A 12,410-nucleotide genomic window follows, 5' to 3' on the forward strand; every position below is an offset into this window, starting at 1 on the left:
CCACGCGCGGCACCACGCGGCTGGCCGATGCGACGCTGTGCACCACCACGCCGGCGCTTTTCGACACCCCGCGCAGGGCGCTCTACGACCGCGTGGAAGAGGCGGTGCGCCTGCCGCGCTACGGCACCGATTGCTATGCCTACGCCATGGTGGCGGCGGGACATGTGGACCTCGTGATCGAGTGTGACCTCAATCCCTACGATGTCGTCGCCCTCATCCCGATCGTCGAGCAGGCGGGCGGCGTCATCACCACCTGGCAGGGCGCGCGCGCCGAGAAGGGCGGGGATATCGTGGCCGCGGCCACGCCGGAACTCCATGCCCGGGCGCTCGAGTTTCTGCAGGAATAAGGCGGAACGCTCGCGACACCACTCTTTCACCTGGTTTTTGCCTTTTGCGACGGCACGTGCTCACTTGCCCAGAGGATGCCGGGCGCCGTCAGCCGGCTTGTGCCGACGGCGTTTCCTCATTCTGCTGCGGGGCGGCGAAGGCGTTGAAGGCGGCCAGCGCCTGTTCGCGATACGGGTCCGCTTCCTGAAGAAGCTCATGGCGCGCGCCGTCGATGGTCAGCACCCGGGCCGAGCGCAAACCCCTTGCATAGCGCTCGATCGCCGGCGTCGAGACCACCTCGTCGTTGCCTGCGGCCAAAAACAGGATCGGCAGGCGGATGGCGGCCATGAAGTCCGGATCCCGCACACGTTCGGTGGCGATGCAGGCGGCACGCAGCCAGGCCATGGTGGGTGCGCCGAGGGCAAGCTCGGGATAGGTGCGCACGAGCGCCAGATTGCGGGCATAGCGTTCGGCATCGCTTGTCAGCCGGTTGCCCTGGAATGGCGTCTCCTTGCCGCGTCGCCCGCTGCCGGGCAGGCTGCGCCGGCCCAGGCCGAAGGCGAAGCACAAGCCCGCAAACCTCGTTATCCAGCGCTGGGAAAGGGGCGCGCGCACCTCGATGAGAGGGGCGGTGAGCACCATCCGGCGCACGCGGCTGGCCAGATCGGGGACTGCCAGGAGGGCGATCAGCGCGCCGGTGGAATGGGCAAGGATCGTGTAGGGCGGGCGGCAGTCCGGCAGGACGATGCGGGTGAAGAAAAGGTCGAGATCCTCCACATAATCATCGAAGCTTTCGATGTGCCCGCGCATGGGGTCTGTAAGCAGGCGTTCCGAGCCGCCCTGGCCGCGCCAGTCCAGGGCGGCGGCGGCAAAGCCGCGCGCGGCGAGGTCGCGCACCGTCTCGAAATATTTCTCGATGCTTTCATTGCGGCCTGGCAGCACCACCACCGTGCCCTTGGCGCCACGCAGGGGAAAGCGCGCATAGCGGATGCGCCGTCCGTCCCCGGCAGCCATCATGCCCGCCACGGTGCCCTCGGGCATCGGGTTTTCCGGGATTTCATGCAGGATGGCATCCATGGCGTTCGGCTGCGTTTGGCGGCACGCGTTGCGTATGGTTCTCGTGGTGATAGAGGGGCCGCCGGCCGAAGGCAAAGAAATTCCGCCAAAACGCCGGGGATGGCGCGAGGTGCCACCCCCGGCTTCGCCGAGACACATGGAAGGGACGGTTACATGTGCCCCGGTAAGGATGATTGGCCGTGACCCTAAAAGACATCGCCTGAACGGAACACGAAAGGGCCGTTCAGCTTGTGTTCATCTTTTTTGAGAACCCGTTATCGCACCCGCTGGCGCGCCGGCGGCGGGCCGGTTCGGCACCCTTGAACGGCGCTTCGATAATCCCCAAATTTTAACTGCGACCGCCACGAACGGGGTCGCTGGCCGGACTTGGGAACGCCTTCGCGGGTTCTCGCAGATGGCCAAACGCAAACATGTTGCTCAAAGGAGGACAGACCATGCGTCATGTCGACTTTTCGCCGCTCTACCGATCGACCGTCGGGTTCGATCGCCTTTTCAACATGCTCGACTCGTTCGGCCAGCTTGACGGCGGCCAGACTTATCCGCCCTACAATATCGAGCGCACGGCCGAGGACGCCTATCGGATCTCGATGGCCGTCGCCGGCTTTTCCGAGGACGAGATCTCCGTCGAGGCTCATCGCAACGTGCTGACGATCCGGGGCGAGAAGAACGAGGAGCAGGACCAGGAAAACGCTGAGGTTCTGTATCGCGGCATTGCCGCGCGCACCTTCGAGCGGCGCTTCCAGCTCGCCGACCATGTCGAGGTGAAGGGCGCCCAGCTGAAGGACGGCCTGCTGCACATCGAGTTGGTACGCAACGTTCCCGAGGAGATGAAGCCGCGCCGCATTCCCATTGCGCGCACCAAGGCAAATGCGAAGCAGATCGAGGCGAACGCCGCGTAACGCGCCTCCCTTTTCGAAAACACCGATGGCGGTGCCTTTGGCGCCGCCATTTTTTGTGCTTTGGTATGCCGGATCGCGTCGGGCTGATCCGCGTGCCCATCTATCCTATGGCGGCGCGATCAGAGTGCAGGCGAGGCGGCTTGGAGGAGGCGATGGCGGACGAAGCGAAGCCCCGGACGGTCGACCAGTATATCGAAGCGGCGCCTCCCGCCACGCGCGCAAAACTTCAGGAGATGCGCGCATGCCTGCGCAAGGCGGCCCCCGACGCGGAGGAGACGCTGAAATGGGGCATACCCGCTTTTTCCACCAAGCGGATCCTGTTCACCTATGCCGCGTTCAAGCGGCATATCGGTTTCTATCCCACGCCGGCCGCCATTCAGGCGTTTGCCGGGGAGCTGTCGCAGTACGAGACCTCCGCGGGCACGATCCGTTTTCCGCTGGACAGGCCGCTTCCCGTGTCGCTGATCGACCGCATTGCTTCTTATCGGGTCCAGGACGTGGTCGAGAACGATGCGCGGTGGATGTAAGGCGGCTGTACGCCCGCGGTCCATTGGTTCGCGCGCCCGTCCGGCCGACCTCCAATGCACCTGAAATTTCTGGCTATCCCAGCATCTCGCCGAAGCGGTCGATCTCCTCGGGCGTGGTGGCGAATGACGTGACGAAGCGGTAAAGCCGCTCGTCCGGTGCAAGGTGGGTGCCGCTGCCGTCGGGCATGGTCCAGGGGTGAAAGAAGACCTCCTTCCGCTTGAGCGCGTCGGCGGTTTCGGTCTTCATGATTGCGAACACTTCGTTCGCTTGCGGTCCCCAGGCGAGGCGGAGTCCGCCGGCACTTCTCACGGTGCGGGCGAGGCGTGCGGCCATCTCATTGGCATGGCGGGCGTTCTTCAGCCATAGATCGTCACGGAAATAGGCGTCGAACTGGGCGGCGATGAAGCGCGACTTGGAAAAAAGATGCGCGGCGCGCTTGCGCAGGAAATGCATGTCGCCGGCGCGCGCCGGGTCCATGATGACCGCCGCCTCGGCGCACCAGCAGCCGTTCTTGGTGGCGCCGAAGGAAAGGATCTCGACGCCGCGCCTCCATGTCATTTCGGCCGGTGTGGTGCCGAGTGCGGCCAGCGCATTGGCGAAACGCGCTCCATCCATATGAAGCGGCAGGTCGTGGGCGCGGCATATCTCGGCGATGGCCTCGATCTCGTCCAAAGAATAGACGGTGCCGATTTCGGTGGCCTGGGTGAGGGAGACCGCCATGGGCTGACCGGCATGGACGAATGCCGCCGGAAACAGGTGGATCGCCGCCTCCAGAGCGCGGGCGTCCATGCGGCCGAGCGCGCCGGGAACCGGATGCATCCTGGCCCCGCCGGTCAGATGTTCCGGCGCACCGCCCTCGTCCTCCAGCATGTGCGCGTTGGTGTGGCCGAAGGCGACGCCGCCGGGCCGGTTGAGGAAGGCCATGGAGAGCGCGTTGGCGGCCGTTCCCGTGGCGACGAAGAAGACCGCCACCTCGCGCTCGAAAAGTTCGCAGAAGTGCCGTTCCACCGCCCGGTCGAGCTCGCTTTGGCCGTATGCGGTGGCAAAGCCGGCCGATTGCGCGGCAAGGGCCTCGGCGATGGCGGGATGGGCGCCGGCCCAGTTGTCGGAAGCGAAATTCACAGGCATCGAACGACCTCGCGGATTGCGGCGCGCAACCTCGCGCGTTGCCGATGCGGATTCAAGGACTATGTAGAGCCGAGGCGCCGCGGCCTGTGGATGCGCGCGAACTTGCCGGATTGCCGCGAATGCCGCAACTTTGTTGCTTGCCGGGGAAGGATTTTTTACGTTTGCGTCTTGTGTGGCGTGCGATTTTCTGGCATGTGAGAAATAGGACAGGAGTACTGTCTTATTTATCGACGTGTTCATGGGCCGGATCGCATTGTGCTATAGTGATCGGCGCCGCGATGACGCGTGGATATGGCGGGCACGGGACAGGTGACCGAGCGCGCCGTCCTTAGAAGATACGCGCCGTGATAACGGAAGCGTTCTTCCGGCTTTTCGCAAGATGTGCCGACTGAGCAGCCGGGATGCGCCGAAAAAGGGCGGCCCGAAACGAACCCGACGCCCCCGAGGGGGTCGAACGCGGAGGATACGCGATGACGGACTTGACGCCATCTGTAGCGACGGGGCTGACGCCCTCCGTGCGGGCCTTGAAAGCCGCCCTTGAAGGTCCTGCCGCCGACCTGCCCGCCGCGCGCGGCCTTTACGATCCGCGCAACGAGCACGACTCCTGCGGCGTGGGCTTTGTCGCGCACATGAAGGGCGTGAAGTCGCACTCGATCATCAGCGACGGCCTGGCGATGCTGGAGAACCTGACCCATCGCGGTGCGGTGGGGGCGGATCCCCTGGTGGGCGACGGCGCGGGCATGCTGGTGCAGATCCCCGACAAGTTCTTCCGCGAAGAGATGGCGGCGCAGGGCGTGGAGCTTCCCCCGGCCGGCAGCTATGGCGTCGGCTATCTGTTCATGCCGCAGGACCCGGCGCTCCGGGCGCATATCGAGGAGATCATCGCCGAGGTGACGCGGTCCGAAGGCCAGGTCCTGCTCGGCTTCCGCGACGTGCCCGTGGAAAATTCCTGCCTTTCCAAGGCACCTGAAATCGCCGCTTCCGAGCCCATTCACCGCCAGGTCTTCATCGGCCGGGGCGATGCCATCACCGACGAGGACGACTTCGAGCGCCGGCTCTACATCCTGCGCAAGGTGATCTCCGGGCGCATCTACGATGAGACGGACGGGCGCGACAACGGCTTCTACATCGTCTCGATGTCGGCGCGGACGGTCGTCTACAAGGGCATGTTCCTGGCCTATCAGCTCGGCGCCTATTATCGCGACCTGAAGGACGTGCGCTTCGAGTCGGCGCTGGCGCTGGTCCACCAGCGCTTCTCGACCAACACCTTCCCATCCTGGAAGCTGGCGCATCCCTATCGGATGGTCGCGCACAACGGCGAGATCAACACGCTGCGCGGCAACGTGAACTGGATGGCGGCACGCCAGGCATCCGTCGACTCGGAGCTGTTCGGCAACGACATTTCCAAGCTCTGGCCGATCTCCTATGAGGGGCAGTCGGACACGGCCTGCTTCGACAATGCGCTCGAATTCCTGCATCAGGGCGGCTACCCGATGGTGCACGCCATGATGATGCTGATCCCGGAGGCATGGGCCGGCAACAAGCTGATGAGCCCGGAGCGCCAGGCGTTCTACGAATATCACGCCGCTCTCATGGAGCCCTGGGACGGGCCGGCGGCGGTGGCTTTCACCGACGGACGGCAGATCGGCGCCACGCTCGACCGCAACGGCCTCAGGCCGGCGCGTTATATCGTCACCGACGACGATCGGGTCATCATGGCCTCGGAGGCGGGTGCGCTGACCGCGCCGGAGGAGAAGATCGTCTCCAAGTGGCGGCTGCAGCCCGGCCGCATGCTGCTTCTGGACCTGGAAGAGGGGCGGATCGTTTCCGACGACGAACTGAAGGCCGAGATCGCCACCAAGCATCCCTTCCGCGAGTGGCTCGACAACACGCAACTGATCCTCGAGGAGCTGAAGCCCGTCGCACCGCGCGAGCCGCGTCAGGACGTCTCCCAGCTCGACCGGCAGCAGGCCTTCGGCTACACGCAGGAAGATATCAGGATGCTGATGCCGCCCATGGCCACCACCGGCCAGGAGGGGATCGGCTCGATGGGCACCGACACGCCGATCTCGGCGATGTCGGACAAGTCGAAGCTGCTTTACACCTATTTCAAGCAGAACTTCGCGCAGGTCACCAACCCGCCGATCGACCCGATCCGCGAGGAACTGGTGATGAGCCTCGTCTCCTTCATCGGGCCGCGGCCGAACATCTTCGACCTGGTGGGCAATTCGCGCCGCAAGCGGCTCGAGGTGCGCCAGCCGATCCTGACCAATGGCGATCTGGAGAAGATCCGCTCCATCGGCCATTCCGAGGATCGCTTCGACACCAAGACGCTGGATGTTACCTATGCGGCGCTCGACGGGGCCGCCGGCATGGCCGGTGCGCTCGACCGGCTGTGCGAGCGCGCGGAAGCGGCCGTCGCCGGCGGCTACAACATCATCATCCTTTCCGACCGGCAGATCGGCCCCGACCGCATCGCCATCCCGATGCTGCTGGCCACCGCCGCGGTGCACCATCACCTGATCCGCAAGGGCCTGAGGACTGCGGTTGGCCTGGTGGTCGAGTCGGGCGAGCCGCGCGAGGTGCATCATTTCTGCTGCCTGGCCGGATACGGGGCGGAGGCCATCAACCCGTATCTCGCCTTCGATACGCTCACCGACATGCACACCAAGGGCGAGTTCCCGCCCGAGGTCGACCCGAAAGAAGTGGTCACGCGTTACATCAAGTCCATTGGCAAGGGCATCATGAAGGTGATGTCGAAGATGGGCATTTCCACCTACCAGTCCTATTGCGGCGCGCAGATCTTCGATGCCGTGGGACTTCGCTCTGAATTCGTCGAGCGCTACTTCACCGGCACCGCGACCGCCATCGAAGGCGTGGGACTGGAGGAGATCGCCCAGGAAACGGTGGCGCGCCATGCCGCGGCCTTCGGCAGGGATCCCGTGCTGAAGACCGCGCTCGACGTGGGCGGCGAGTACAATTACCGCATCCGCGGCGAAGAGCACGCCTGGTCGCCCGACGCGGTGGCGACGCTGCAGCATGCGGTGCGCAAGAAGTCCTGGGAGAATTACCAGGAGTTCTCGAACCTCATCAACGGCGAGAGCGCCAGGGCCAAGACCATTCGCGGCCTGTTCCAGATCAGGATGGCCGGGCAGGCGGGGCGCAAGCCGGTGCCGATCGAAGAGGTCGAGCCGGCGGCGGAGATCGTCAAGCGCTTCTCCACCGGCGCCATCTCCTTCGGCGCCATCAGCCGCGAGGCGCACACGACGCTTGCACGCGCCATGAACGCGATCGGCGGCAAGTCCAACACCGGCGAGGGCGGCGAGGAAGCCGATCGTTTCCTGCCGCTGCCCGACGGCTCGATGAACCCGGAACGCTCTTCCATCAAGCAGGTGGCGAGCGGGCGCTTCGGGGTGACCACCGAATATCTCGTCAACTCCGACATGATGCAGATCAAGATCGCCCAGGGCGCCAAGCCCGGCGAGGGCGGTCAGCTCCCGGGCCACAAGGTGGATGCGACGATCGCCAAGGTGCGCCATTCGACGCCGGGCGTCGGCCTGATCTCGCCGCCGCCGCACCACGACATCTACTCCATCGAGGACCTGGCGCAGCTCATCTTCGACCTGAAGAACGTCAATCCGGCCGGCGACGTTTCCGTGAAGCTCGTCTCCGAGGTCGGCTGCGGCACGGTTGCCGCAGGTGTGGCCAAGGCGCGCGCCGACCACATCACCATCGCCGGCTACGATGGCGGCACGGGCGCCTCGCCACTCACCTCGATCAAGCACGCGGGCTCTCCGTGGGAGATGGGCCTTGCCGAGACGCATCAGACGCTGGTGCTGAACGGCTTGAGGAGCCGCGTGGCGCTTCAGGTCGACGGGGGGCTGAGGACCGGGCGCGACGTGATCGTCGGTGCGCTTCTGGGCGCCGACGAGTTCGGCTTCTCCACTGCGCCGCTGATCGCGGCGGGTTGCCTGATGATGCGCAAGTGTCACCTCAACACCTGCCCCGTGGGTATCGCCACGCAGGATCCTGTGCTCAGGAAGCGCTTCAAGGGTACGCCGGAACACGTCATCAACTACTTCTTCTATGTCGCCGAGGAAGTGCGCCAGATCATGGCCGAAATGGGCTTTACGAAGCTCGATGATATCGTCGGCCAGTCGGACCTTCTGGAAAAGCGCGCCATGATCGACCACTGGAAGGCTAGGGGGCTTGATTTCACCCGCGTCTTCTTCAAGCCGGAAGCGCCGCGCGAGGCGATCCGCTGGACGGAGCGGCAGAAGCATCCGATCGAGGATATCCTCGACCGCAAGCTGATTGCCGCCGCCCAGCCGGCGCTGGAGCGCAAGGAGCCGATCACCTTCGAGACCGACATCTGCAACATCGACCGCACCACCGGAGCGATGCTGTCGGGTGAAGTGGCCAAACGCCACGGCCACAAGGGGCTGAAGGACGACACGATCTCGGTGCGCTTCACCGGCACGGCCGGCCAGTCCTTCGGCGCCTTCCTGGCGCGCGGCATTTCCTTCGATCTCGTGGGCGACGCCAACGACTATGTCGGCAAGAGCCTTTCCGGCGGCCGCATCGTGGTCCGTCCCTCCGAGCGCTCCCGGATCGTGCCGGAGCGTTCCATCATCGTCGGCAACACCGTGCTCTACGGCGCCATCGAAGGCGAATGCTATTTCCGCGGCGTGGCGGGCGAGCGTTTCGCCGTGCGCAATTCCGGCGCGGTCGCGGTGGTGGAAGGCGTGGGCGACCACGGCTGCGAGTACATGACCGGCGGCGCCGTCGTCGTGCTCGGTGAGACGGGCCGCAATTTCGCGGCCGGCATGTCGGGCGGTGTGGCCTATGTGCTGGACGAGGCGGGCGACTTCGCCGAGCGCTGCAACATGGCCATGGTCGAGCTGGAGCCGGTGCCCGAAGAGGACGACATCCTCGAAAAGCTGCACCACCACGGCGGCGACATCGCCCATATGGGCCGCGTCGACGTTTCCGGCGACATGACCCGGCACGACGAGGAGCGGCTGGCGCACCTGATCTCCAACCACTACCGCTACACGGGCTCGGAGCGCGCGCGCATCATCCTCGACAACTGGGCGGACTACCGGCCCAAGTTCCGCAAGGTCATGCCGGTCGAATACCGCCGGGCGCTGGAGGAGATGGAGCGCATGCGCATGGGGATCGCGGCGGAGTAGGGTGATCGTTGAAATCGGGAGTCATTTGTCATATGTCTTGGCATATGCCAAATGGAGGCGCATATGAATATGCACGGTGAGGAAGCCGGAAGGAGAACAGCCAGGCTCTTCCGTAACGGGCGCAGTCAGGCGGTCCGCATCCCAAAGGAATGGGAATTCGAAGGCGTGGAAGTCACCATGGAGAAAGCCAGCGACGGTTCGTTGATTATCGCTCCTGCGCGCGGACGGCCTACGCCGCGGGAAGTTGTCGAGTGGCTGCGCCGTCAGCCGCGGCTGGAGAAAAGTGATCTTCCGGTTGTCGATGATGGTGACATGCTGCCGCTCGATGATGTCGAGCTATGACGCTGCACATGTTCGACACGAATGTCCTCACGGAGATTGTCGGGAATCCGGAAGGCGAGACGGCGAAAAGGTTCGCTGATCTGAAACCGGAGGAGGTCTGCATAAGCGTTATCGTCTCCTCTGAGGTATCCTTTGGGTTGGCGAAGAATACGGCAACGAAGGCAGGCAAGCAGATTAGGGCTTTATTGTCCGCTCTGCCGGTCAGGCCCTTCGAGCCTCCTGCCGACCGCATCTATGGAGATGTTCGCGCGGAATTGGCACGGCGAGGCAGGTCCATGTCGCCAAACGACTATTTCATTGTGGCGCATGCGATCTTTCTCGATGCTGTCTTGGTGACCGATGATCGCGCAATACATGCAGCGGGTGTGCCGGGACTGAAGGTGGAAAACTGGTTGCGGGCCTGAGAGGGCCGTCAGGAACAAGGAATGAGTATGGGCAAGGTTACAGGTTTTCTCGAGATCGACCGGCAGGAGAACAAGTACCAGCCGGCGTCCGACCGCATCCGGCATTTCCGCGAATTCACCATCCCGATGTCGGAGCAGGAGGTGGCGAAGCAGGCCGCGCGCTGCATGGACTGCGGCATCCCCTTCTGTCACGGGCCGATGGGATGCCCCGTGCACAACCAGATCCCGGACTGGAACGATCTCGTCTATCAGGGAGACTGGGAGACGGCGATCCGCGACCTGCACTCCACCAACAATTTCCCGGAGTGGACGGGGCGCATCTGCCCGGCGCCGTGCGAGGAGGCCTGCACGCTCAACCTGGAAGACGTGCCGGTCACCATCAAGACCATCGAGCAGGCCATCGGTGACAAGGCCTATGAACTGGGCTATGTGCGCCCGCAGCCGCCGGAGACCAAGACCGGCAAGCGCGTCGCCATCATCGGCTCCGGTCCTGCCGGCATGGCCGCCGCCCAGCAGCTAGGCCGGGCGGGGCACGACGTGCATGTCTATGAGCGCGAGAGCCGGCCGGGCGGGCTGATGCGCTACGGCATTCCCGATTTCAAGATCGAAAAACACTATATCGATCGGCGCGTCGAGCAAATGCAGGGCGAGGGCGTCACCTTCCATTGCGGGGTAAATGTCGGCGTGGACAAGCCGGTCCAGGAACTGCTTGCCGAGCATGACGCCGTGCTTTACTGCGGCGGCTCGGAAAAGCCGCGGCCGGCCGGCATTCCCGGTGTGGAGTTCGAGGGCGTTCACGACGCGATGCCCTATCTCGTGCAGCAGAACCGGCGCATCGGCGGCGAAAACATCCAGTCCGTCGCCTGGGCGGCGGATCCCATCCTCGCCGGTGGCAAGCATGTCGTGGTGGTCGGCGGCGGCGACACCGCTTCCGACTGTGTCGGCACGGCATTCCGCCAGGGTGCCGTGCGCGTGACGCAACTCGACATCCGGCCGAAGCCGCCGGAGAAGGAGGACAAGCTCACCGTCTGGCCCTACTGGGCGACGAAGATGCGCACCTCTTCCAGCCAGGCCGAAGGCGCGGAGCGGGAGTTCCAGGTCGCTACGCTCGCGTTCGTGGGCGAGGACGGGCAACTCACCGGTGTGAAGTGCTGCGAGGTCGACGAGAAGCGCAGACCCATCCAAGGCACGGAATTCATCATCAGGGCCGATCTCGCCTTCATCGCCATCGGCTTTGCCGGCCCGCTCGATACGACCGTGCTGAATGAACTCATAGACAAACTTTCCATTCAGGTCGACCGCCGCAATTCAACGAACGTGGAGGCGAACGACCGCGATTACCGCACAAGCGTCGACCGGTTTTTCGCCGCCGGCGACGCGCGGCGCGGCCAGTCCCTGGTGGTCTGGGCGATTCGTGAGGGGCGGCAGGCCGCGCGTGCCATCGACGAATTCCTGATGGGAAGCACCGTCCTGCCGCGGTAGCGGCGAAGCCGGATCGGCGCGGATTGCCCCGTCGCGAGGCGGCGGGCTCTACCCGCCAAAAAAGGGGCTGTCTCTACGGTCCGACTGCCGTCGTATCGTCCTCGTCCTCCGGCGGCACATGAGGCCTCTCGAGCGGGACGAAGTGGTCGGCGCGGCCGGGCTGTGAAGCCGGAACCGCCTGTTCTTTCGAAGTGGCCGATGCGCCGGTCGAACCGCCAAGGAGTTCGCCGCCGCCGTCCAGTTCCGGCCCGACAAGCGATATCGGGCCGGTACGCCCCGTCTCGGCGGGGCTCTCGGGGGCGGGAAGGCTTTCCATCTCCAGTTGCTCGACATCCGGGGAGACGGCAGCGCCGAGCAGCTTGCCCAATGGCTTTTCGACATAGAACGCCACCTTGCGCTTGCCCGCCCTGGTGAGGTTGATGCCCTCGCTGCCGCGCAGGCGCACGGGCTGGCCGTTCATGTCGGGCCCGGTAAAGACGAAGGCGCCGTTCTCGTCGACGAAGCCCTCCCAGATATCGACGAAGGTGCCGCCGACGGCGTCCACGGCCGTCTTGTGGATGTCGTTGAAGGCCAGCATGTCAGAGGACATGGACGACGACTCGAAGGGCGGCAGACCTGTCCAGACCAGCGGAACGTCCGCCTCTTCGATCGCCTGTGTAAAGCGCGTCACGCGGCGCGTGTATTCCGCCAGCCAGGGTTCGGTCTGGGGGCGCTCGCGCCTGCCGTCGACGACGAGCTGTTGGCGGTCGTTGGAACCGATCATGACGACGACCACCGATGGCTCGACCTCTTCCAGGATCGGCCCGATCTCGCTGTTCCAATCGTAGAAATCGTCGCGGACAAAGCCGGAGGAGCCGTTGCTGCGGTCGACGATCCGCACGCCGGGAGAATCGGCATAGGCGGCCGTGAGTCCCTCGGCCAGGCCGCCGGCCAGAAAGTCGCCGACGACCAGCACCACCCGCGCGTTGTCGAGCTTTTCCACCGCCGGGGGGGCGGCAGGGGCGGCGCGAGGCGCCGGCTGCTGCTGCCTG

The 12,410-nt window shown here is 64.9% G+C and carries 10 protein-coding genes; 7 read left to right on the plus strand and 3 right to left on the minus strand.

What is annotated here, in order from left to right:
- Positions 1-347, plus strand: a 347-nt coding sequence (locus tag ACFP9U_RS19290) for an inositol monophosphatase family protein (protein ID WP_378623962.1), incomplete at its 5' end; no start/stop codon positions are given.
- An 88-nt stretch (positions 348-435) separates the two neighbouring features.
- On the opposite strand, the gene ACFP9U_RS19295 is transcribed toward ACFP9U_RS19290, so the two are convergent.
- The gene (locus ACFP9U_RS19295; protein WP_378623964.1) at positions 436-1,404 is read right to left on the minus strand and encodes an alpha/beta fold hydrolase; all 969 of its coding nucleotides are present in this window, start codon (positions 1,402-1,404) and stop codon (positions 436-438) included.
- Between the two features lie 434 nt (positions 1,405-1,838).
- Here ACFP9U_RS19295 and ACFP9U_RS19300 point away from each other — a divergent pair, with 434 nt between their 5' ends.
- On the plus strand, positions 1,839-2,303 hold the full coding sequence (locus tag ACFP9U_RS19300) for an Hsp20 family protein (RefSeq protein WP_378623966.1): 465 nt from the start codon (positions 1,839-1,841) through the stop codon (positions 2,301-2,303).
- A gap of 152 nt (positions 2,304-2,455) precedes the next feature.
- Positions 2,456-2,830, plus strand: a complete 375-nt coding sequence (locus ACFP9U_RS19305) for an iron chaperone (RefSeq protein ID WP_378623967.1) — start codon at positions 2,456-2,458, stop codon at positions 2,828-2,830.
- 73 nt (positions 2,831-2,903) lie between these two features.
- Here the strand turns inward: ACFP9U_RS19305 and ACFP9U_RS19310 are convergent, their stop codons facing one another.
- Complete coding sequence (locus tag ACFP9U_RS19310; protein ID WP_378623976.1) at positions 2,904-3,953, minus strand: threonine aldolase family protein; 1,050 nt, start codon at positions 3,951-3,953, stop codon at positions 2,904-2,906.
- 476 nt (positions 3,954-4,429) lie between these two features.
- Between ACFP9U_RS19310 and gltB the strand changes: the two genes are divergently transcribed.
- The 4 genes from gltB to ACFP9U_RS19330 all read left to right on the plus strand — a co-directional run bounded on the left by gltB (position 4,430) and on the right by ACFP9U_RS19330 (position 11,379).
- Complete coding sequence (gene gltB, locus ACFP9U_RS19315; RefSeq protein ID WP_378623969.1) at positions 4,430-9,151, plus strand: glutamate synthase large subunit; 4,722 nt, start codon at positions 4,430-4,432, stop codon at positions 9,149-9,151.
- A gap of 63 nt (positions 9,152-9,214) precedes the next feature.
- Positions 9,215-9,493 carry an antitoxin gene (locus ACFP9U_RS19320; protein WP_378623970.1) on the plus strand — a complete coding sequence of 93 codons (279 nt, stop codon included), beginning with the start codon at positions 9,215-9,217 and terminating at the stop codon, positions 9,491-9,493.
- Positions 9,490-9,897, plus strand: a complete 408-nt coding sequence (locus ACFP9U_RS19325; protein WP_378623972.1) for a PIN domain-containing protein — start codon at positions 9,490-9,492, stop codon at positions 9,895-9,897. Before ACFP9U_RS19320 ends, ACFP9U_RS19325 begins: the two co-directional genes overlap by 4 nt.
- Positions 9,898-9,924: 27 nt before the next feature.
- A complete protein-coding gene (locus tag ACFP9U_RS19330) occupies positions 9,925-11,379 on the plus strand; it encodes a glutamate synthase subunit beta (RefSeq protein ID WP_378623977.1) in 1,455 nt (484 codons plus the stop codon).
- A gap of 73 nt (positions 11,380-11,452) precedes the next feature.
- Here ACFP9U_RS19330 and ACFP9U_RS19335 read toward each other — a convergent pair.
- On the minus strand, positions 11,453-12,410 hold a 958-nt coding region (locus ACFP9U_RS19335), incomplete at its 5' end, for a DUF459 domain-containing protein (RefSeq protein ID WP_378623973.1).

This window comes from Nitratireductor sp. GCM10026969 (assembly GCF_042660605.1).
Classification (GTDB): domain Bacteria; phylum Pseudomonadota; class Alphaproteobacteria; order Rhizobiales; family Rhizobiaceae; genus Chelativorans.